Below are 21,524 nucleotides of genomic sequence, written 5' to 3' on the forward strand. Positions count from 1 at the left end.
GCATGCCCGAGGACACGTTGGAAAGCTCGCCAACCACCACCGCGGCCAACTGGCTGGCCCGTCTGAACACGACCACTGTGTCGGCCAAGACGATGGACGAGTTTCGCGACTGGCGCGCGCAGCCGGGCAATCACGAGGCCTTCCACGAGGTCGCACAGCTCTGGGCCAAATCCGCGCAAGCCAAGACCCAACCCGGCGTCCAGGCCGCGCTCGAGGCCGCCCTGGCTCGCAAGGCGCCCAGGCGTGCGAACAGGATCGGCTTTGGTCTGGCCGTGGCCACCGCCATGGTGACCGTCTCCATCGGCGGATACGTCACCTGGCGCAGCATCGCCGCACCCAACTTCGACACGGGCGTGGGCGAGCAGCGCCTGGTTCAACTGTCCGACGGCAGCAGCGTCCGCCTCGACACCAATTCCAAGGTCACCGTCCGCTATAGCCAGGGTGCGCGGCGGATCACCCTGGCCCGCGGCCAGGCCTATTTCGAGGTCGCGCACGACGCTGCCCGCCCGTTCCTGGTCGAGACGCCCCAGGCGAGCGTACGCGCGATCGGCACACGGTTTTCGGTTCGAGAGGACGGCGCGACAACCAAGGTGACCTTGGTGCAAGGCCGCATCGAGGTACGCGACGGCCACAACGCCTCGCCGCGCCTCCTGACCGCCGGAGAGCAGATCATCGCGACCCAGGCGCTTGGCCCAGTTCAAAAGGTCGACGCCAAGGTGGCGACCAGCTGGACGACCGGGCGGCTGGTCTTCCGCGGTGTGCCGCTTCAGCAGGCGCTCGTCGAGATCAACCGCTACAGCCGAAAACCCATCCGGCTAGACCCCGCCTACGACCAGATCGAAACGCTCACCGGCGCCTTCGACAGCGCCGACACCGACGCCATGGTCGCGGCTGTGGCCAGCCTGCGAGGCCTCAGCGTCGAGCATCGGCCCGACGGCTCGATCCTTCTGCGTCAACGTCCCGACGCCTGATTGAAGAAAAATCGTCACGATCGCGAGGGTCACCCCCTGATTTCGAAGTCTACCCCTCCGACACCATCCCGCGTCATACAAACCTGTCCTGAGACAGGCGCAGCGGTGTCGAAGGGGGATTACCGCTCGCCATGTCGCATCCGTTTCGTCGCCGCCTAGCCTCCAGCCTGACCCACGCGGCCCTGCTGGCCGCTCTCGCCGCGCCCACCGTGGTGGTCGCGCAGCCCCAACAGCTCGCCTTCGACATTCCCGCCGGACCGTTGGACAAGGCGCTGCTGGCCTTTGCCGACCAGTCCAAACTGCAAGTTCTCTACGATGACGCAACCGTCCAAGGGCGCCGGGCCGTGCGCCTGCAGGGCCGGTTCACGGCCCAGGACGGCCTCAGGCGCTTGCTGAGCAAAAGCGATATCGCCGCCGAGCAGATCCGCCCCGGCGTCTATGTGCTCAAGCGTATCGGCCAGCTCGCCGCCAACCCGCCGCTGAGCGCGGTCGAGCCCGAACGTCTCGTCGCCGAGCCCACGACCGAATTGGCGGAACTAATCGTCACCGGGTCGTTCATTCGCGGCGCCTCGCCCTCCTCGCCCATCGTCACTGTCAGTCGCGATGACATCGACCGCTCGGGCCGCGCCAGCGTCGCCGACGTGCTGGCCGCCCTGCCCCAGAACTACGGCAACGCCGCGTCGCCGACGGCGCTCTTGGGGCTAGCCGACACCAGCGGCTCCAACGGATCTCTGGCCCGCGGCGTCAATCTGAGGGGCCTGGGCGCCAATGCCACCCTGGTGCTCGTCAATGGACGTCGGATGGCCGGCTCGGGTTCTAGGGGAGACATCGCCGATATCTCGGCCATCCCCACGGCGGCCGTTCAAAGGGTCGAAGTCCTGCTCGACGGCGCTTCGGCGCTGTATGGCTCGGACGCGGTGGCCGGCGTGGTCAATCTGATCCCGCGCCGAGATTGGAACGGTGGTGAACTGCGGCTTCGACTGGGCGCTACACGCGGTGGCGCCGAACAGGTGCAGGTGTCTCAGGCGGCTGGTCACACCTGGGATCACGGCCATCTGCTCCTGGCGCTCGAATACCAAAGGGACAACGAGCTCTCATCGGCCAAGCGCCCCTATACCGCCACCTCCGACCTGCGAGCATTCGGCGGCGCCGATTATCGAACCATCTACAGCTTCCCGGCCAATATCGTGGCCTACAGCGCCAGCGTGGGGGCCTACGTGCCGACCTACGCCGTTCCCGCCACGGGGGCCAAGGGCGTATCGGACCTGATAGCAGGCGGGCGAAATCTACAGAACCAGCGTCAGGGCTACTCAGCTTTGCCCCGGCAGACGCGATACAGCGGCTTCCTGGATTTTCGGCAGGAACTGAGCGACCGCCTGACCCTTGCCGGGGACCTTCGGTTCACCCGTCGAGACTTCGCCTACAGCGGCCAGGGGGCGCCGTCGATCTTTCAGATCACGGCCGCCAACCCCTACTTCCTCTCGCCCAACGGAGCGACCAGCCAACTCGTCGCCTACAACTTCTACAACGAGCTGGGCGCATCTCACTCTTCCGGCCGGTCAAAGAGCTTTGGCGTCAGCCAGGCGCTTGAATCGAGACTATGGAGCGACTGGCGCGGCGAAGCCTATCTGGCCTACGCCCAGCAGCAGAGCTATCTCGCCCTCCCCCGTCAGCTCAGCAGCACGTTTCTGAACGAAGCTCTCGGCAATTCACCCGACAACCCGGCGACCGCCTTCAGTACGGCCAAAGACGGGTTCTTCAATCCGTTCGGCGGCGGCCGCGCCAACAACGCCGCCATCCTCGATTTCATCGGATCCGGCTGGCAGACGATCGACACCATCAGCCGCGTCGGCACCGCCAACATCAAACTAGACGGCTCGCTCGTCGACCTGCCTGGCGGCGCCCTGAAGCTCGCAGTCGGGGCGCAGTTTCGTCAGGAGCAGTTCAAAAACGCGGTGCGCATCTCATCGTCGGCGAACGCACCGGCGACCTATGGCGGCCGCACGTTCATGCGCAACATCTCCGCCGCCTTCGTTGAACTGCGCGCTCCTCTCGTCAGCGACAGCAATGCTCGGCCCGGCATCCAGCGCTTGGAACTCTCCCTCGCAGGCCGGGTCGAGCACTATGAAGACGCCGGCTCCAGCGCGACGCCGAAGATCGGTCTTCTCTGGTCGCCGGTTCACGACCTCTCCATCCGGGGGACCTACGGGCAGTCCTATCGGGCGCCCAGCCTGACCGAGGTCAACGAAGAAGGCTCCATCTCCTCGTCGACCTTGACCGCACCGAACGGCCAGCTCCTGGCCGTGGTTCGCTATGGCGGCAACAAGGATCTGAAGCCCGAAACCGCCAGATCATGGACCTTTGGGTTCGACTGGACTCCCGCCTTCGCCAAAGGTGTGACGATCAACGCAACCGCCTTCGACACGCGCTTCAAGAACCGTATCGGCAGGCCCGTGCTTGAGAACTTCCAGAAGGTCCTGACTGATCCGGCATTCACCCCCTTCGTTCGACGCGTTGTTCCGGCCAGCAACACGGGCGACTTGGCCGATGTCCAAGCCTTGGTCGCGGCCTCAACGAACACGAGCATCAAGCTCTATCCGCTCACGTCGTTCGGGGCGATCATAGATGCGCGGATCGTCAATGCCGCCGAGCTCAATGTTCGTGGCGTCGACGTCAGCGCCGCCTATAGCTTCATCTATGAGGCCAATCGGTTTTCCCTCGGGGGCAGCGCAACCTATCTGCTAGATTTCAAGCGCCGCCTGACCCCGACAGCGCCGATCACCGAGTTGGTCGACACGGCGGGCAATCCGGTGGATCTGCGGCTGCGTGGCTCCGCCTCATGGGCGCGCGGTCCGCTCAGCGCCAATCTCACGATCAACTATGTCGACGACTATGCTGCGACGGCCTCGAAACGGGTCGACAGTTGGACCACAATCGATCTGCAGCTGACTTGGACCGCGCCCGACCAGACCGGATCGCTAAAGGGGTTGGGACTGGCGATCTCCGCCCAAAACCTCTTCGACACGGACCCGCCATTTTACGGCAGCGCCTTGGGCGTTGGCTATGACGCGGCCAACGCTGACCCGCTTGGCCGGTTCGTTTCGGTCCAGCTGAGCAAGCGCTGGTAGCCGCCCCCTCCCTAAAAGGCATCAGAGTTTTCGTAATGCGCAAGCTTTTGTCCTGCGCGGCGCTTGGCCTTGTCTTGATTGGCTCCTGCGCCGCCTCGCGTCCGTACACAGTGGACGATCTGGTCGGACTGGAAGTGTTCAGCGGCGTGTCGGTAGACCCCACCGAGCACTGGCTGCTGATCGACACGCTGAAGCCCTTGGACCAAGCAGGTCGGTACGACTACCTGCAAGGCTCGGGTCCAGCTCGCGGACGCCCTCTTCTGGTCGACCTGACGAAACCAGCCGCCGCAGTACCCCTTCTGCCCGACATTCAGGGCATGGGATACACGATCGGTCCCTTCTCTCCGGATGGCGCGCGGATTGCGGTCTATCGCCACAAGGATGAGCTGTGGGAGCTCGGCGTCGTCACGCTCGCCAATCGCCAGATACGTTGGCTCGGGCTTTCGACTGACATCCCCTTGTGGGGATCAGGCCTGCAATGGCGTTCGGCGACCGAGTTGGTCGCACTAGGCCTCGCTCCCGGCGATCTCCCAGCCAAGATCCGTCGCGGACGCCAAGCCATGGAACGCCTCAAGTCCAACTGGGCGACGGCATTAGAAGGTGAAGCCGCCAGCTACACTCGGATCGGCAGCGGCCGCTACGCGGGCGTGAGGGACCTGCCACCACCGAAAGCCCTACTGCGGATCGCCGTCGACACCGGCAACATTGAGGCCGTGGCGAAGGGCCAATTCAAGGACCTCGAAATATCGCCCAGTGGCCGCTTCGTCGCCTTGGTCGAAGCCGAAATCCCAACCCAGCCTGACGCGGCCACACCGCCCCGCATGATCGACTTCGAAGGCCGGCGCCCGACCGTCGCGATCTTCGAGCTGTCGAGCGGTCGGGCGATCCGACCGACACTTCAGGAGATCCTGCCCACACTGCTCTCCTGGTCGCAGGATGATCGGCTGCTAGTCTTTACGCGTGACCAAGGCCACGTTTGGGCCGATGGCGATCTGCGGGAGGTCAACGCAAGAACTGGCGTGATCAGGCCCCTGACGAATACCCAACTTAGGGCCGATGTCGCCATGCCTGTGAGGGAGCTCGGCTACAGCGTCGTTCAAGCGGGCTGGTACGGCAAGGCGCCGATCATCCTAGCCCGTCGCGCCGGCGACCAACGCCCCGACTGGTTTGAGCTAGCGCCCAGCCAGGCGATCAACCTGACGAGGGCGATCCCAACCGCGCCAACCGCGGCTGCAGCCGCCTCGGTCGAAGGGCTCTTGGTTCAGGCCGGAGCTGAAGTTTGGCGGATCTTGCCTGGCCGCCCCAAGCGGCTTGGAAAGGAGGCTCGCCTAACTTTCACACCCCGTACCGACGGTGGCGCTCGTGCCCCGCTCATCAACCTGACAACTTCGGCCGCCTGGATCCGAACGGGCAAGCAGGATCGTCAAGTCATTCGACGGCTCGGCGATCACGTGGACCAAGCAGTCATGCCGGCCGCCCCAGGCGAGCGCCCCCTGCTCCTAACCCGCCATGGATCGATCAGCAGTACGACCAACGACCATGGCGTGCGAACGATCAGCATAACCCGAGCCAACCACATCGTGCCCCTTCTGACGCTAAACGCGGGGCTCTCCGATATTGAGCTGCCGAACCGGCAGCCGCTCAAGCACAAGGCCCCCAACGGGCGGGAGCTGACGAGCTGGCTCTACACACCGCCCGGTCTCAAACCCAACGAACGGGCGCCGCTGATCGTAAAGACCTACCCGAATTTGGATCAACCAGAGCCCCCCGGTGGCGGCCTCCCAAGTTCTTCCTTTTCGATGTTCAGCACGAGCCTGCTCACTGCCGCCGGCTACGCCGTCCTGGACGCTTCCTATCAGCGGAACCCCGCTTCGGTTGAACCCAGCGACGGCTTCACTCAGGCTTTGGTCGATGCAACGGACGCGGCGATCGCGACCGGCCATGTCGACCCAAACCGCATGGCGCTGATGGGCCATAGCTTCGGCGCCTACGCCACGATGATCGCCGTCGCGCGCACGCACCGCTTCAAAGCGGCAATTGCGAACATGGGCATTTCGGATCTGACGTCACATATGCTGACGGCGCTGCCGCACTATCGCAGCGTGCCGGAGGACGGCATGCCTGCGGCCGTCCCCTACAGCTGGGGCGAAACCGGGCAAGGCAATCTAGGCGCAGCGCCCTGGGACGCCCCACAACGCTATATCCGTAACAGCCCTGTTTACGGAGCTGGTGCGGTCGAAACCCCGCTACTGCTCGTTGGAGCTGATCAGGAATGGGGCTCGATCGGGCAGATGGAGGAAATGTTCTACGCGCTGTGGCGCCAGAACAAAGACGCCAAGCTGCTGACCTTCTGGGGCGAGACACATGGGCTCGAAAGTCCGGCCAACATCCGTGCCTACTGGTCGGAGGTCTTCTCCTTCCTCACGCCGCTGATCGGTCCGACGGCTAGTTCGGGCGGCGATAGCCTCGCCAGCCGCTCCTCCCACGACCGAACCCAAGCCTCAATGGCGAGCAAACCGTAGATTTCGCCATACCTCCCAACGTGGGCCAATTCCTCAAGAGAAAGGCGGATTTCGAGCAAGTCTCGATCCAGAATACCGGCTGCGACGAGCCGCCCATCCAGGAGAAACGGCGTTATCTCGTCCAGACCGGCGGCCAGGGCGTGGCCGTAAAAGGCGGTCATGTCCCCCTTGGTTCGCCTGTTGGCGACGACGCCGGGAAGGCGCTCGGCAAACGTATCTCTGGCGAGGCCGCGTGATCGGCCGCCTTGGACAAGTCGATCTGCAGGAATCGACAGGCAAAGCTCCACGACCGGCTGAGACAGAAGCGGATGAAGGACCGCAGCCTCCCGTCCCCGCCGACTTCGCCCCCTTACTAGCTGGATGTAGGCGAGATTCGCGATCTGTAGGCGTTTGGCCGGTGGCAAGCCATCCGCCATCTCGATCCAAGTGTGCCTCGCCACCGCTGAACCAGACAGCCTGTCGTGAGCTGAGGTGAGCGTGTGGGACGACGCTTTCGCGCTCTGGGCGTGGCCGAAAACTTGGCGCAGGACTGTCCAAACCGAGACTTGGTTCCAGACCGCGATCTCTCGCAGGAACGCCCAAGACAGTCCTTTGAACCCCAACCGGCGAAATCGGTCGGCTGCTACCGTCGGCGTTTCCATCTGAAAGAAGACCACGTCGCCGCCCTGGCCTGTCATGATGGCGCTAGCTCCAGCCGCACGAGCAGCGCTCCCCATCGCCTCATCGAAGCCGATGTCAGCGGCGTTGAAGGTCGGCCTGGGCCCATCTGCCACATCAAGGAAACTTGTCGGCCGAACGACCAACTCAGCTCTGGGCACTTCAGTCAGCTCCACGCCAAGCCGCTCGGTCAAAGCCCGCGCATATGGCCGTTCATCGCCCACCCAGTCGTCGATGAAGTGATTGAGCCACGACTTCACGTCTGCGCCCTGCGAAACGAGGGCCGCCGCGACGATCGAAGAATCCAGGCCGCCAGAGACTTCGGCAATCACCGGCCCGTAGGCTGCAGCCCAGGCGCCGACACACCGATCGACAGTTTGGCGAAGCTTTCCTTCCAGGTCTCCAGAAGGTGGCGGACGCCGCGCGACCTCGCCCGGCGCCCAGATGCGCCTGCGCTGCGGGCCAGACTGCTCGAACGCGATCAACTCACCCGGTTCGATAGCCTCAACCCCTAGCAGGAGGCTGCAGGTCTGCGCCATGTTCGGTGCAGTCACTACCCGGCGCACCATCACCCAATCGATCGCAACACCGTCGGTGAAATGGCGCAGCACCGCGTGAGGTAGGCTTGAGGCGACAACCACCACATCGGCATAGCGCAAACCGAAAGCATCGATGCCGCCCATCGGATCACGATAGACACCCCAAACGTCCCGCTGCACGGCCGGGAATAGAGCGACATAACGACCCCAGTATTGGTCGCTAAGATGCCTGGAGGCTGTGGCCAGATCCACATCGCCTGCTAGCTCGGCAATACCGTCTACAAGGTCGCCATCAGCGTTGAACACATCGCCGATCACCACGCCACCGCGCGTTCCCCAGGGAACAACCCGAGCTGCGGAATCCCCAAAGCCAAAGACCCATAAGCCCGGCCGTTCATAGGCTAGGCGCCATCCTTCGCGTTCGAGATCGGCCTTTACCCTCACGATCGCGGTGGTGCCGGCGCCGGAGACTTCACCGTTAAGCCAGGCAAGGGCCACAAACTGGTCTCGCGCCACGATCATACCGCCAAGATTGGCGTGTAGCGCCGAACACGTAGCAGGCGATCGTTGAGCACTAGGCCATCGAACTGCACCCAACAGTGGGCAGCAAACGGCCAAGTGCTAACGCCGAACACCCAGCGAGTTCGGGGCGCCAAGTTCTTGAGATGGGCGCGTAGGAGAGCAGCACGGTAGAGACACTGGCCCTGAAATGGGAGCCAAGGCAGAACGGCGCGTAAGACTAGAGCCCGCTCAATGACGTCAGCCGCCGCGCCCTGCCCCTCACTGCTCAGCCGCGGCTCCACGATCGTCGAGAGCTGCGTCGAATTTAGCCGTGCAGAGACCCGTGCCGAAAGGATCGCCATTTTCGCTCGGAACGCCACGGACACGGTGGGGTCGGGTCGATCGTAGAGGTCTGCATCAGCGGGCAGCAAAGCCAGCGACGGCCGACGGTCCGCGCCCCGCGCTCTCGTCCCGAGACCCGCGTCCGCGAGCTCACTGATCAGATCAGCATCATCGATGGTGGCTCCCACACCCGACGGCTCCAGGCGAACCGAGCGTTCAGCTAGCGGCAGAACCACATAGTCGTTGCGATCGGCGTCTAGGACGACAAGATCTCGGCCATGCATGACCGCGTGAACGCGAGGACCCCAGTACCAATTCATGCTTCACCCGTGCATCGAAAGACGTGACCGGGCGCACCTACGCCGCGCCCGGTCACGATCCGTTCAGGCCGGCAGATCGTACTGACTGATCACCAGCGTCTCTTCGTTCGGGCCGTCGAACCCGAGGGTCCGGCGCTTGGCGTCGGCCAGTCGGATCAGCTTGGTCTTGCGGGTCTTGCCCATGACGGGATCTCCCTTGAGAAGCGTCGCGTGATTGCGACAACCTCAGGAAGCGCCCGCAGAAACAGGCATTCAAACTATATCTAGAATATTTGAGCGCCCATATCCGCGCTCATCAATTACGACACCAGGGATATAGGCTACCTATTGAAGGTCTATATTCAAGATATTTACCGCTCTCCTTGTCGACGGATCAGCGCAACGATGTGACCGGCCGCGGCACGCCGGCGCTGGTGATAGCCGCCAATCTCGCTGGTCAGTGAGCGCCATTCTCGGGCGTCGTAGAGCTCGATCAGGGCGCCGATTTCATCGACCATGCCGGTGAGCACCATCGGCTCGGTGCGGCGCGCGGGAGCGAGCCGGTCGGCGAGCGAGGCCTGACTTGCGACAAGCGTTCGACCACCGCCAGCTCGCACGATCACAGCAAACAGGCGCTCACCCGCGCGGACCGGGTCGGCCTTCCAGAGCACCGGGTCGGCCAAGAGAGCTTCACGCGGCTGCTCCACGCGGATGCCCGAGGCCTCGGCGCCTTCCAGGACCGTCAGCGCCGCGCCGACTTGAAGCTGATTAAGGTCGTAGAGCTCGACAAGGTCCAACGGATCGACACGCCAGCTGAAGTAGCCGCGCCCACGGCGGTCCTCGATGAGCCCCTCGCCTGCCAGCCGTGACAGCGCCTCTCGAACCGGCGTTGCACTCAAATCCAACTCGCGGGCCAGGTCGCTGATCGGAAGGGGCTCTCCCAAAACGAAATCGCCTCCGCGTAAGCGTTCGCGCAGCGCCTCCAGCGCTCGACTGAATGGATCAAGCTCTCGGACCACCGTTCACCTCACCAAATACCCCCTCCTGAAATACGCACAATTGTCCAGCCACCCCTCAAGACTACGAACAACCGAAACATGAGAATATATTAAATATATAATTCACCACACATACTTGCTAAAATACCGCAAGAAACTTGCGGATCGCTAACAACAATTCGCGATCGTTTGACCAGCTTCGTTTTCGAGCAGACCTTGAGCGCCTCCCGCCCGAACTCATTCGTTGGCGGATCATCCGCACATGACCGTTGATCCTGACCACGAAGCGCGAGAGGGTCGCCCCCAGGTTGATTTTTCCGTATCGAGTTCATGACCAGAGGGAGTAGCAATCCGCCGCCCTGGAGCGCCCTGCTCTCGAAGGCGGTGCGCCTCCTTCGACGCGCGCGCGGCGCGACGGTCGGCGACATGGCCGACGCCATGGAACTGCAGGTCCGCACCTATGAACACTTCGAAAGTGGACAGGCTCGGCCGAACTTCGAGCGAATGCACCGCTTTGCGCATGCGACCGACGCCGACCCCAACGGCCTGATCACTTCGCTGCTCATCGGCTCGCCGGAGTTCGCCGTCCGCGTAGCCGACAACAAGCTGATGACCGCCTTCCTGATCGAGCTACAGACCTTCGACCAGGCCGCTGGCGACGATCTGCGCCGGCTCGACACCTTGACCATCGTCTCGGAGTTCTCCGCGACCTTCGAACGCCTGCTCGAGGAAGTCCGGCGCCGCGCAGACCTGGCGGCGCGATTGCAGGGCGGCCTGGGTCCATCAGACGAAAACCAGTAGGAGCTTGCCGCCCGCGGCGACGGCGCCTACCGTCGTAGGCGGCGGGGGCCGTTATATAGGCCGCGAGCCGATGCGATCAGGGCCGCGTAGCGCGGAAGTATCGCGGCGCGCGCGCTGAAGTCACGGGCCTCTGCACTTGCTCGAGGTTTCCAACCCCCGCCCCCTATACCTCGCGACACAGCATCGATGGGGCTTTTGAGCCGCCGTGATCTGGGCCAAGCTCTACCTATGTGGAAGCCGTCTCGCCCCATTCTCGCCCTTGGCGCCGCCTGCGCGGTGGCCACGCTCGTCGTTGTCGGCGCGGTGACCAAGGATCGCTCGCTGTTTGGTCAGACCGTAGCGGCCTGGGCCCAGGCGATCTTCGCCGCGGCGGCCGTGTTCGCCGCGGCTTGGCTCCAGGAACGGTACTTGCGCCGCCAATCCCAAGAGCAACGTCACCAGAAGATCCACAACGCCGCATCGGCTGCGCGCTGGGTGCTGCAGACCTACGAACGCATTCATCAAGCCGTTGATGGTCGCAGCCTGCCCTTGCGGGACTTCGTCAATCTCGATGGCCAAGGGGCATTTGCAACGGCCGCCAAGGTGCTGGCCGAGCTGAGGTTGGGCGACCTCGATGACCATGAGCTGGCGACGGCGGTCCTGACCCTACAGGGCGTGATTGCCGACATCAGCGCCAAGCGTGATGAACAACTCGACATCGCAAAGCGCGCGCCCAACGCGGTCGTCACCGAGCGCTGGCTAAAGCAGGACTACGTCGCGGTGTTCAACGCCGCCTCCGCCGTCGAGCGGCTCGCGGCCCGCGCGACCGGGCGCAAAGCCGCCCTCTAGCCCTTCCCAAACAGCAGCGACACGCGACGCCAGCCCCTCTTACGAGACCAGAGCAAGATCGATGCGGATCACCAATCCACTCTCGCCAATTGAGATCTTCACCGAACTTCTGCGCCGCAATGCCGTGACAGATTCCGAAACAGTCCAGTTCAAGAACTTCAAACACGACAAGGACCTCTGCCCTTCGTTCACGGAGATTTTGGAGGGCGTGCTTGGCGTCTTTGGCAGCTACCACACCGACGTCCACGACATTCAAGGCTTCTCGGACGAGGGCATCGATGTGCTCCTGCGCTATCGAGCCGACGACGGTGAGCACAAGATCGGCCTCCAGATCAAAAGCTACGACGAGTTCGAGCTGTGGGCCAAGGAGAAGCTCGACGTCCTCAAGACGCTCAAGGCGCAGTATGCGACCGCCATGCACACGGTCCGTACTGAGGAATATTTCGTTGTGCTCTGCACCGACGCCGCCAAACATCGTGGCCGGATCCGCAGCATCACCTCGGCCCTGAAAACGTTCGCCAACTGCACGATCGTCAAACCCAAGGAAGCACTGGGCCTGTTGCAGCTCGGCGGCCTGGACACCTTCATCCAGGCCACGCGCCTGATCTGTCAGGATGACCGTACGCTTCAAGCGGCGGAATCCTACGTCGCCGACATGCCGCCTGCCCAGGCCTACGCCGTCATCGCCCTGGTCTGTGGTGCATTTGAGAACGGGCCGGACCTGGATGAACGTGACATCGTCGAGTTCCTGCGCGAATGGGAGGAAACCTTCCATGCGCCCCGACTGGATGCCCATGAGGAAGTCGACATCATCGACGACCTCGTCACCGAACAGATGATCGGCTACGCGGACGGTGTCTATCGGATCGATGTCCGACGCCTGCCCGAACAAATCTGTGCGCTCTATTTCGACCAAAAGGTTCTTGGCACGCGCACCGATCGCAGCTTCCGGATCCGCCTGGCCAAGCTCCTCGATCTTGCGCCATGACCAACCTCCCGCTTGAGCCGTTCGATCCTCTCGCCGAAGCGGACGAGGCCATGAACGCACTCGCCACATGGCTCGCGGACGTTCCCGGCGGCGTTTGTATTTTCTGGCCCAGCCCCACGAGCCCGGCCGCCCTTACCAGCTTTCCGACCATCGACGCTTGGCGTCGGGCTCTGGAAGCGCTCGATCTGGATTCCGCCTGCGCCGCACCCGCCGTCGTGCGCGTCAAATATCGGCGAGCTCAGAAGCTCTACCTGCTGGCATGGGCCGATGCCGACGTGATGTTAGCTGCAGAAATAGTGGCGTTTACCGCTCTGGAGCTCGCGCTCAACGATCGCTTCGGCCTCCTGGTCAAAGCCCTGTCGCCGCCGAGGAAGAAGAAGGAACCGTCCGCTACAGGCATGATCGCCACGCCGCCGCTCTCAGACCTCCTCGACCACCTGGTCACCCACCAGGGCATTCGCGAGTTGGATTTCCCCACCGCGCTGATCGGTGGCGGTCGCGTCATCAACCGTTTGCGCAAGATCGGCCCCTTGGCTGATCGCCCGACCCTCGCAGAGATGCGCAACCGTCACGCCCACGGCTCGCCGATCGAAGGCGGACCACTCTCAGGCCTGCTCCATGTGATCCGCGACCTGATCCACTACTGTTACGCCTGACACACGTTGCGCCGCCAAGCCGACCTTCACGAGGACTGTCGTTACGAGCAGTATGCGCCAGAAGCGGACCCTTGCTCGTCGGCGGAAAGCGGGCCTTTGAGTTTCCGGTGCCCAGCGGATTTTCACTGCGACCTCGAGTCTGGATCGGTGCCCCGCGCCATGTTCACGGCAATACACCCCCCGTGGCGAGATCCGCGCTCATCCGTGCGACGAACCCACGTACGGCGTCATTGTGGATCTCAGCGTCGAACGGCGTTCCCATCATCGCCAGCCGCCGAGCGACAAACCAGTCCTGAAACGACTGGTGAGCAAACCGAAACATGCGTTGGCGACTAACAGGGCCCCGGCCGGCCGGAAGCAGCAGCGAGTTCAACGCGATTTCCTCGATCCTCGCGACCTCCGCCGAGACCATGCGGAGGATTTCTCTCAAGCGATCCTCCGTTATGACCGCCGCCTCATCCCGCAGTCCAGCGGCGGCAATTTCGCTGGCGACGTCCTGCATCGCTAAGATCAGGCGCTCCCCCTCCTCCTCCCGCCCGAGCCGGTTCGCGAGTTCGCCCGCTCGGACAACGGCCGCCGCTCCGGCGCTGTGGCGATCCAAGTACAATTTCCGCCGAAGGTACTTGCCGTAGAGCCGATGCAACTCCCGTTCGGGTTCTGCATCGCGCCATGCGTCGTGGGCCAGCATGCCCAGAAACAAGGGCCGTCTGGGGATATCACCATAGACCGAGACATAGCCGCCGCTTTGCACCAGCTGTCGGAAGCGTTCGAAAGCCGCAGGAGGCGGACTGGATTGGGCCGCTTCGTAGCGGCGCAGGAATTCATCGATCAGGGGGTCCGGCCAGTCGCCCAAGGCTACGAGCTCAAAGAACGGCCGCCCGAAAGACCGACCGTCCCCCGCCTCGAATTCCTGCCGACGCAGTTGGAGCAGTTCGTCCCGGATCGAGGCGACCAGCGGAAGCCCCAGATCCACGACGCCACCCCAGAGCGCCGACATGCGCTGGGGATCGGCCCAATGGGCGCATTCGTCCAAACCGTCGATCAACAGCAACCAGTCGCGTGATCGGGCGAGTTCCTTGCGCAAAGTCTCGCGAAGCGTGAAGAGGACGTGCTGCGGGGCTTCCCACCCGGACGGCATGATCTGCTCGAGCAGGCTTTCGGTAAGCCCCGCGCCGTTGACAAAAGCATTGTCGGACAGCAGCGCCGCGGGCACGTAGATGACGTGACCGGCGGACGCGATCCAGTCTTCCGCAATCGCGTGCAGGGCGCTGGTCTTTCCGAAGCCAAAGCTCGCCGTGAAGAGGAAGCGGGGCGGAGAGCGGTCCTTTCCAACATGCTCGGCATGGATCGCGGCCAGATATTGACGTACGGCCTTGTTGGTCCAATCGGCGGGCCATTCTCGTGCAACGCCGCGGTGCTCAAACGGGACGTCGGCGATATAGCGGACGACTTCCAGCCGCTCGACGAACTCTGCGAGCAGCCGCGCCCGGGATTCGGTCGCCCAATCGGCCAAGCGATCCCGGGCAAGAATTCGAAGCTGGTCGACGAAGGCGTTTAGATCGAGAAGCTTCGCCTCGGTCGCCTTACCGCTCGCGACCAGGTCATCGAGATGGGGTTCGACCGTTGCGCGATCCGGCTGGCCCATGCGCTTGTTGACGATCAGCCAATAGCTCGCGACGGGTGGGCCAACGCGCTTGAACTTCTGGATCTCTTCGACGCAGGCCTCGACCTGTTGCTCGCTGATCGCTAGCTCAAAGCCCTTGCACTGGATCGCCATCGTAATCGCGTCGGTCGACTCGTCGTATTGCGACACGTCAATACCCAGGCAGTCCAACGCGCCCAGGCGGCGCGACCGCGCCACTCGGGGGATCAGGCCCGTCAGTAGATCGACCACCAACCCTTCGAGCGCGTCGTGGGTGGTGGACCGAATGAGGTGCCGGAGATCTGCGAAGCCGGGCATGCGGCAACTATGCGGCGAGCTTCCGAGCTTGGCCATTCCCCGCTCGCAGCTTTCCATCTTCGTTGAAGCGCCCAACTCCGCCCCGTCGCTCCGCGTCGTCCCAGTGCCGCAGACAGTCTTTTGTGCGGTACAGCTCCGCGCCACTACCGGACATTGGCGCACCTTCGGGAACACGACTTTGGGCTGATGCGAGTTTTACCACGCAGACCGCGCCAAAGCTGAGGCGCACACAGAGTTCCATCCACCGCTGCGAGGACCATCGGTCTGCCACGACCGAGGGGTCCTCATGGTGGCGCCACCTAGGTCAGGACCGCTAGTAGGTCATCGAACGTCATGAATCGGACACCGTAAGTCTCCGTCAGCCAGGCGCGGTTGATAGGATCGAGGACGGAGTTCCGGGCGTTGCTGTTGCCCACATCAGCCGAACAAAACACGTCGATTCCGTAGGCGATGTGAGAGCCCAGAGCATCTCCATCAGCCCACTCGCTGAAGGCACGCTTCACCCCATTCTCTTCGTGGATGTCCTTCGCTTCCTTCAGCGCTCGGAACCACAGGTCGTGGGGACTGTTGATCGCAAGCCGCTCGCCCAGCGCCTTCACCTGCGCAAAACCGACACCCCGCGCTTCAATGGCGCGACAAGCAGCATGGGCGGCATCGATCCAACGACCGAGATCGTCATCAGGAATGGCGAGATAGTACTCTCCCGTTTCGTCGGTAATGTCGAATGCGCCAATGCGCGGCACGGCCCTCAGTGCTCGAACCCCGAGAGCCTTAGCTGCCGCCACGCGTTTTGCGACCTCGGGGTGCAGGGATTTTCGGTCGTCCTGCGTGACTGTCAACGTCACGTTGTAGGTCTCCAGGTTGCCGTCGCCGATCTCCGCTCGGAGCTTAGCTGGGAGATCGTTGCTCGGGGTAATCACAGGGGGGCTCTCTGTGATCACCGTCTTCGTTCCGCCATAGACCCCAGCCCGGTCAGGGTTCTGGATACCTTCGATGGTCAGCATTGTGACTGGATAGAAGCCGTGAATCTCACCGGCTTCCAGTGCTTGACGCACCCGAACCAGGCCGGGCTGCCGAGGATCCTTAGGAAATCGCTCAGGACGGCAGGCCAGATCGAGGACGTTGGTATCGAAGGTGACGCGCATTGGTAGGGATCCAGCGGCGCAAGGCGCTGCGCGTGTGTCATATGGCTGAAGTGGCTACGGCCCGCCAGCTCAACCTGTGCGATTATTCCCGCGATCTCCACTTTGCGCCAGGAGCAGACATTGGGTCCTCTCCAGGAACTTGACGTTTGGGCGCCCCCTGCTGCTGGCCGTGACCCTAGGGCGCTGGGCCTCGCAACAACCTCGCCGTCAGAGACCCCTACGGGCCCTGCCGGGCGCTTTTCGTGGGAGGAATATGCTTGAGCATTCGCCTGACGACACCGTGAGGCGTCTCCAATGAGGTGTCGAAGCGATGCTTCAACTCGCACACTAAGCGATCGAGAGCTGAACATCAGCAACCGATCGGGAATAGAAATCCGCCAGCCGCTGGGAACCGGGCCCATGGCTTACTTCTCGAAGTTTCTGGTTGGCCAGCGCGGTGGCGATGCACAACCAGCATTGCTGTCACTCGGTGCCCAGCGGCGTGGCGTCCTATGGCCATGGCTCCGATCTACCCTCCACACCTACGCCAAGACCCACTCCGCCGAAGACCGCGCTTTCGCTCGCCGCCGACAATCGCCAACGATCGCGCGTCGACCAGAGGAGCAGACCATGTCGGATCCAACCCCCGCCGCCCAGGCGAATACTCACCCCACCGCCCCGGTCCGCCCAATTCGGCGCACCGAACTGCGCAAGCTCGTGCCACTCGCCGACAGCACCATCTACGATCTTGAGCAGCGCGGCGACTTTCCCCGTCGCTTCGCCCTAACCCGCCGCTGCGTCGTCTGGGACCGGGCCGAGGTCGAAGCCTGGCTGGCCAAACGCAAGGCCGATCCGATCGTCAACGATGAGCGGGCTCCTGGCCCCGACGTTCGGTTGCGCCGATCTCGCCCCGTCGCACGATCAATAGCTGCCGCCAGACGCCGCTAACAACCTAGGCGGTAAGAGCATAAGGTCGTAAGCTTGGCCCATGCCTCCGCTCAGACTGTTCTTCCTGCCACCTCAGAATTGGACCGACTTCGAAACCTTGACGGCTTCGACGGCCCAGCGCGTTTTCTCCACGCCTTTCGTCGACACCGTCGGCATAGCGGGCCAAACGCAGCACGGCCTGGATGTCCACATTCCCGACCTTAGGATCGGCATCCAGTGCAAGCGCCATCTGAAACTAGGCGCTAATGGCCTTCCTCGCCCCGGCGGCCCCCTAACGCCAAAGACTCTTCGCGACGCCGTCGAGGAAGCCGACAAGGGTCCATGGCGGCTCAAAAAATTCATCCTGGCGACGACGGCTTCCGCTGACGTGAAGCTGCAGGTGGCCGCCTTCCAATTGAGCGAAGAGCGTGCCGCACTAAAGCTCTGCGGCGTGACGATCTGGTTCTGGGAACAGTTCGTCACCCATCTGAACAACTACGATGAACTAGCTCGCCACTACTACGAGAACGTGCTGCAGATCAGGTCGCCTGACGACCAGGACCGCAAGATCATCGATGTCGTCACCCGAGCTTTCGATCGTCCGGCCTTCCAAGACCCCATCAACAATGAGCACGGTGATGATTTCAAACAGGCGTTGGAGGATACAGTGCACGCCCTCAACACGGGCGAACTCATCGATCGTCGCAGTCGCCATACCTTTGAATCGGCTCATGGAGGCCGCAGTGACGTCCTGAGGGACGGATGGCGAGAAGCGCTGGATGACCTCTATGACGAGGTCGCGCTGCTTCGTAAGACCTACGCTGTGGCCATCAAACAAGGGAAGATTGCCTCGATCTCTGGATACCTGCGGTCCCGCGACCCAGTCACCGAGCAGTTCATGAACGAGCATCGGCAGGCGATCCGTGCGGCAATGCGCCAGCTGCGCGATGATGCTGGCCTTCCTTGAGGGATATCGCAGGCCACCTGCGCCACGATGTCGCCAGCGCCGCCCCCAAGGGTGGAAGCATGGCCCGGGCTCAACATCGAAAGTGAATCCGTACTGCTTTTCGAACTCTCTAAAGCTCAGTGCAGGGACCCACTGCCAGCAAAGTCGCTGAAGTATTCTCCCTGCCATGTGCGCGAGACCGGTGCGTACGAGGCGACAACGTCCAGCTAGAGAACATCATCGAGCGGCGCGGCAGGGGCGTTATTGGCGACGGCTTCACGGCGCCTGGCCCAGGATGCTTGGAAGGCGGGACCACGAGAGTCCGGCGGACTCGTCGGGGGCGTGACAAAAATGGGCACCGGCGCGGGCAGGTCAGGCCCGATAACGACGGCCTCGCCCGGCGCCAACATGGGAATGAACTGAGCCGCGCCGCGGTCGAGATCACCACAGGCGCTCTCGACCGTGTCACGGTCCTGTTTGTTGGTGAGCCTATGAACGAAGAGCGTCCCTAGTTGGCTGAGGACGTCGTGGGGGATGTCGCGCGGCCGCTGGGTAGCCAGCACGCATGTGAGCCCGTACTTCCGCCCCTCCTTGGCGATCAAGCCGAACGCATCCAACTGCGTGCTGCCGTACTCGTCGCCAACGCTGCGACCGAGGAATTGGTGAGCCTCGTCGAGCATCACGACCAAGGGACGATCCTTGAAGCGCCCCTCGCGTGCCAGAGCCAGCAGGTGGCGTCCGATAATGTTGAGCAGCACCTCCCGGGTGTGATGCTCGAAGCGAACTTCACGGAACGAGATCACCGCGACGCCACGCTGATCGTCGGCGATGAACGCGTCCAATTCGTCAACCAGCGAAACGCCCTTCTGTTGGAACAAGCACTGGAGTTCCGGCGACTGGATCTGCGTGGTGATGCGCGCGACAAGGGCCTCGCAATAGCTAAGCGTGTTGTTGTCGGGACCGCCGAAGTTGGCTGGATTGTCACGATCCGAAGAGTAGATGCATTCAGCCTTGATCTGGTCGGGCAGCCATTGAATGTCGAAATCGCAATGGGGTGCGTGTAGGGCCTTGGCGTTGACCTCTAGGGCTTCGTAGAACGGTCCTCGCGGCTTGCCGCGTTTGACCACCCGACCCTTGGAATATGTGACGCCGTTGGGCGCGACGACGTTGGTGGCGGTCACCAGTTTCAGACTCTTGATCGCCTCGCGAAGCTTCGGACCTTGGCTCTGCCCGCCAGGCTTGAAGACCGTGAAAAGATCGTCTTCCGTGACCCGGCGATACGGGAAATGAACGTGCTTATGGCCCGGGATTTCTTCGAAGGCGAAAACCTCGTCAACGGGGTCGATGTCGACGAACTCACCGGTAGGATCGAGAAGGATCGCCTTTCCGCCGTTGGCTTTCAGCTCTTGCAACAGCATGGCCAGCGTCCAGCTCTTGCCTCCGCCCGTGGCGCCGAAGACGCCGGTATGACGACCAAAGACCTTTTCCGGCGGTAGGTGAATGTCGACGCCTTCTGCGGCGTCGATGCGCCCAACCCGGAGCGTGGCCTCGCCAGGCTTGGCCACGGCGTTTCGAATGAGTTCGGCCATCAACTTTGGATCGGCCAGATAGACGCTGTCACCGATACGAGGGAAAGCAGGGAGGCCGCGCTTGAGCGTGTTTGCTCCCTGCTCGACCGTCGCCAGAAGCTGCACATGCCCAATTGGATTGGGCTCGATCGTAGCCCCAAGCTTAGGCTCGACCGAGAGCCGCTCACCATCGGGAATTCGGGTCTCGATCACGCGGCCAAGGATCTTGATGCGATCGCAGTCGACGAAAACAAAGTCTCCGACCGCACCCCGCGACAAACCGCGCCGCTCTGGGCGCGCGGTCGCCTTGGGCAGATTCACTTGCACCTGCGAGGCCGTCACCAGGGTCACTGTGCCCAGATAAAGATCTGGATTGACGGGACTGGCCAGCTTCACGGCGCCTTGCCCTCCTCGCCACGCAGCACACGGATTCGCGCGGCATGGCGCTCGCGGTCTGTCTCACCGATCAGATCGGGCAGCGCGTGCGCCATGTCGCTGAACCGCCCGTTGATCAGATGCAGACGCGCGTCGCCGCTGGCGGCGAGGCGGTGGAACGCGGCGTAGAACTTGTTGGTCGTCGCCAACGGCGCGTTGACGGCATGCTCGTCCAGGGCCAGGGCGCCGGCCGACAGAAACGCCGGATCACAGATCACCAGGCGCATCGAAAGGTTCGACTCGATGGCCGACAGGATCGGCCGGCTGAGGTGATCGTCGTTGAAGCCGAAGCCCGAAATCACCAACGCCGTGTCGGGCTCGCGCAACGCCGCCTGCAGCGCGCCCATCATGTCGAGATAAGGGGCGTCGAACGCCTCCTGGTATTTACTTGAGCGTGGATAGATCAAGATCGGCTCGCCCACGTCGTTTCGCGACCGAATGATCTCGCCGTCTGGCATGCGCCGCCAGTCGATCGAGCCGTGCAGCTTGTAGAGGTGGAAGACGTTCTCGATATAGTCGGGAGCGTCCTTTCCCGCCTCGCGCCGCACGATATCGTGGTCGAAATGCCCACGATCGTAGGTCTGCACCAAGGTGTGGGAGAACCCGTCGATGATCGTGAAGCGGTGACGCCGCGCGGCCTCCTCAAAACAAAGATCGTAGTTGGTAGTAAAGAACTTGGCGCGCGGCTTACGGTGCCCGCGCCGGCCAACCTTCTGCACTACCAGGGCGTGGGCGTCCAAGTTGGTGTCCGCGTCCACGAAGTCGACGGTCGCCAGAATGCACCGCTCGGCGTCGGCGACGAACTTGCGCATCTGCTCGGTCGTCGCGTCGGTGGACGTCTCGTTGAGTTCCAGGAAAAGCTTGCAGAGCGTGAGCAGCTTTTCGATGTTCTTGTCGACGTTGGCGGAGGTAAAGCGCTTGCCGACTTCCTCGAAGGTCGCTGTGCCGACCGCCGCTTCGACGGCGATCCAGAGCGCCGCCATTCCGGCGGGTTCGGGTTTGCCGACCGGGTTCTTGGCCGCAAATGAGGAGCCGGTGCCAGTCAAGATGACGAGATTGGTAGCGTTCAGAGCGTTGAGAAACGCGCTCTCGATCAGGCGCTGGCTTCCAGCTTCCGTTCTTCCGTCACCACCGACCCTGTCAGCGTAGGATCGCCACCCCTCGCCAGGCAAGAACAAGCGCAGATGTTTGGCGTCGGGTGCGTCGGTCGCCCAGTTTGGCATACGTCAAGGTCGTCCAAGTGAAGCTTAATCGACAGTAGACGCGTCCACCTCGCCCGCATAGGTGGCGACGCCCGTTTCGGGCGTGGCCTGCGTTGAGCCGATTGGCCGCAA

General features: G+C 63.0%; 15 protein-coding genes and 1 pseudogene. 9 read left to right on the plus strand and 7 right to left on the minus strand.

The window, feature by feature from the left end; translation table 11 throughout:
• The first annotated feature begins 2 nt into the window (after positions 1 to 2).
• The 3 genes from E1H18_RS24950 to E1H18_RS27450 all read left to right on the plus strand — a co-directional run bounded on the left by E1H18_RS24950 (position 3) and on the right by E1H18_RS27450 (position 6,621).
• Positions 3 to 971, plus strand: a complete 969-nt coding sequence (locus E1H18_RS24950) for a FecR family protein (RefSeq protein ID WP_172274538.1) — start codon at positions 3 to 5, stop codon at positions 969 to 971.
• 209 nt (positions 972 to 1,180) lie between these two features.
• Positions 1,181 to 4,099: a TonB-dependent receptor gene (locus tag E1H18_RS24955; RefSeq protein WP_172274541.1), complete on the plus strand. Its 2,919-nt coding sequence runs from the start codon at positions 1,181 to 1,183 to the stop codon at positions 4,097 to 4,099.
• 35 nt (positions 4,100 to 4,134) lie between these two features.
• Positions 4,135 to 6,621, plus strand: coding sequence for a prolyl oligopeptidase family serine peptidase (locus E1H18_RS27450; RefSeq protein WP_172274543.1), 2,487 nt, complete (start codon positions 4,135 to 4,137; stop codon positions 6,619 to 6,621).
• Positions 6,622 to 6,650: 29 nt separating this feature from the next.
• On the opposite strand, the pseudogene E1H18_RS27020 reads toward E1H18_RS27450, so the two are convergent.
• From E1H18_RS27020 to E1H18_RS24970, 3 genes and pseudogenes are all read right to left on the minus strand, one after another.
• A pseudogene (locus E1H18_RS27020) lies at positions 6,651 to 8,339 on the minus strand (asparagine synthase-related protein); the annotation flags it as partial.
• Positions 8,336 to 8,980: a lasso peptide biosynthesis B2 protein gene (locus E1H18_RS27455; protein ID WP_370526595.1), complete on the minus strand. Its 645-nt coding sequence runs from the start codon at positions 8,978 to 8,980 to the stop codon at positions 8,336 to 8,338. The pseudogene E1H18_RS27020 and the gene E1H18_RS27455, both read right to left, overlap by 4 nt.
• A 350-nt stretch (positions 8,981 to 9,330) precedes the next feature.
• On the minus strand, positions 9,331 to 9,978 hold the full coding sequence (locus E1H18_RS24970) for a GntR family transcriptional regulator (protein WP_172274548.1): 648 nt from the start codon (positions 9,976 to 9,978) through the stop codon (positions 9,331 to 9,333).
• A 309-nt stretch (positions 9,979 to 10,287) separates the two neighbouring features.
• On the opposite strand from E1H18_RS24970, the gene E1H18_RS24975 reads away from it, so the two are divergent.
• The 4 genes from E1H18_RS24975 (at position 10,288) to E1H18_RS24990 (ending at position 13,230) form a co-directional block, all read left to right on the plus strand.
• Positions 10,288 to 10,758: a helix-turn-helix domain-containing protein gene (locus E1H18_RS24975; protein WP_172274551.1), complete on the plus strand. Its 471-nt coding sequence runs from the start codon at positions 10,288 to 10,290 to the stop codon at positions 10,756 to 10,758.
• 276 nt (positions 10,759 to 11,034) lie between these two features.
• Positions 11,035 to 11,586 (plus strand): hypothetical protein, encoded by a 552-nt coding sequence (locus E1H18_RS24980; RefSeq protein ID WP_172274554.1) that lies wholly within the window; start codon positions 11,035 to 11,037, stop codon positions 11,584 to 11,586.
• Between the two features lie 61 nt (positions 11,587 to 11,647).
• Positions 11,648 to 12,574 carry a hypothetical protein gene (locus tag E1H18_RS24985; protein ID WP_172274556.1) on the plus strand — a complete coding sequence of 309 codons (927 nt, stop codon included), beginning with the start codon at positions 11,648 to 11,650 and terminating at the stop codon, positions 12,572 to 12,574.
• Entirely contained in the window at positions 12,571 to 13,230 is a 660-nt protein-coding gene (locus E1H18_RS24990) for a hypothetical protein (protein WP_172274559.1), read from the plus strand. Before E1H18_RS24985 ends, E1H18_RS24990 begins: the two co-directional genes overlap by 4 nt.
• A 163-nt stretch (positions 13,231 to 13,393) precedes the next feature.
• Here E1H18_RS24990 and E1H18_RS24995 read toward each other — a convergent pair whose 3' ends face one another.
• Together E1H18_RS24995 and E1H18_RS25000 are read right to left on the minus strand one after the other, a co-directional pair.
• A complete protein-coding gene (locus E1H18_RS24995; protein ID WP_172274561.1) occupies positions 13,394 to 15,226 on the minus strand; it encodes a hypothetical protein in 1,833 nt (610 codons plus the stop codon).
• 263 nt (positions 15,227 to 15,489) lie between these two features.
• Entirely contained in the window at positions 15,490 to 16,335 is an 846-nt protein-coding gene (locus E1H18_RS25000) for a hypothetical protein (RefSeq protein WP_172274564.1), read from the minus strand.
• Positions 16,336 to 16,944: 609 nt separating this feature from the next.
• Between E1H18_RS25000 and E1H18_RS25005 the strand changes: the two genes are divergently transcribed.
• Both E1H18_RS25005 and E1H18_RS25010 read left to right on the plus strand, forming a co-directional pair.
• Entirely contained in the window at positions 16,945 to 17,262 is a 318-nt protein-coding gene (locus E1H18_RS25005) for an AlpA family transcriptional regulator (RefSeq protein WP_172274566.1), read from the plus strand.
• Positions 17,263 to 17,302: 40 nt separating this feature from the next.
• Positions 17,303 to 18,208 carry a hypothetical protein gene (locus E1H18_RS25010; protein WP_172274569.1) on the plus strand — a complete coding sequence of 302 codons (906 nt, stop codon included), beginning with the start codon at positions 17,303 to 17,305 and terminating at the stop codon, positions 18,206 to 18,208.
• Between the two features lie 206 nt (positions 18,209 to 18,414).
• Here the strand turns inward: E1H18_RS25010 and E1H18_RS25015 are convergent, their stop codons facing one another.
• Complete coding sequence (locus tag E1H18_RS25015; protein ID WP_172274572.1) at positions 18,415 to 20,151, minus strand: ATP-binding protein; 1,737 nt, start codon at positions 20,149 to 20,151, stop codon at positions 18,415 to 18,417.
• Positions 20,148 to 21,413 carry an SIR2 family protein gene (locus E1H18_RS25020; RefSeq protein WP_172274575.1) on the minus strand — a complete coding sequence of 422 codons (1,266 nt, stop codon included), beginning with the start codon at positions 21,411 to 21,413 and terminating at the stop codon, positions 20,148 to 20,150. The genes E1H18_RS25015 and E1H18_RS25020 overlap by 4 nt, the downstream gene beginning before the upstream one ends.
• Between the last annotated feature and the right edge of the window lie 111 nt (positions 21,414 to 21,524).

The sequence above is a fragment of the Caulobacter sp. RHG1 genome, from assembly GCF_013181195.1.
GTDB lineage: Bacteria > Pseudomonadota > Alphaproteobacteria > Caulobacterales > Caulobacteraceae > Caulobacter.

Bases quoted from the DNA above. Each gene is read 5' to 3' on its own strand.
- E1H18_RS24950 (WP_172274538.1), top strand. From the start codon at position 3: ATGCCCGAGGACACGTTGGAAAGCTCGCCAACCACCACCGCGGCCAAC.
- E1H18_RS27450 (WP_172274543.1), top strand. From the start codon at position 4,135: ATGCGCAAGCTTTTGTCCTGCGCGGCGCTTGGCCTTGTCTTGATTGGC.
- E1H18_RS27455 (WP_370526595.1), bottom strand. From the start codon at position 8,980: ATGAATTGGTACTGGGGTCCTCGCGTTCACGCGGTCATGCATGGCCGA.
- E1H18_RS24975 (WP_172274551.1), top strand. From the start codon at position 10,288: ATGACCAGAGGGAGTAGCAATCCGCCGCCCTGGAGCGCCCTGCTCTCG.
- E1H18_RS24985 (WP_172274556.1), top strand. From the start codon at position 11,648: ATGCGGATCACCAATCCACTCTCGCCAATTGAGATCTTCACCGAACTT.
- E1H18_RS24990 (WP_172274559.1), top strand. From the start codon at position 12,571: ATGACCAACCTCCCGCTTGAGCCGTTCGATCCTCTCGCCGAAGCGGAC.
- E1H18_RS24995 (WP_172274561.1), bottom strand. From the start codon at position 15,226: ATGGCCAAGCTCGGAAGCTCGCCGCATAGTTGCCGCATGCCCGGCTTC.
- E1H18_RS25000 (WP_172274564.1), bottom strand. From the start codon at position 16,335: ATGCGCGTCACCTTCGATACCAACGTCCTCGATCTGGCCTGCCGTCCT.
- E1H18_RS25005 (WP_172274566.1), top strand. From the start codon at position 16,945: ATGTCGGATCCAACCCCCGCCGCCCAGGCGAATACTCACCCCACCGCC.
- E1H18_RS25010 (WP_172274569.1), top strand. From the start codon at position 17,303: ATGCCTCCGCTCAGACTGTTCTTCCTGCCACCTCAGAATTGGACCGAC.
- E1H18_RS25020 (WP_172274575.1), bottom strand. From the start codon at position 21,413: ATGCCAAACTGGGCGACCGACGCACCCGACGCCAAACATCTGCGCTTG.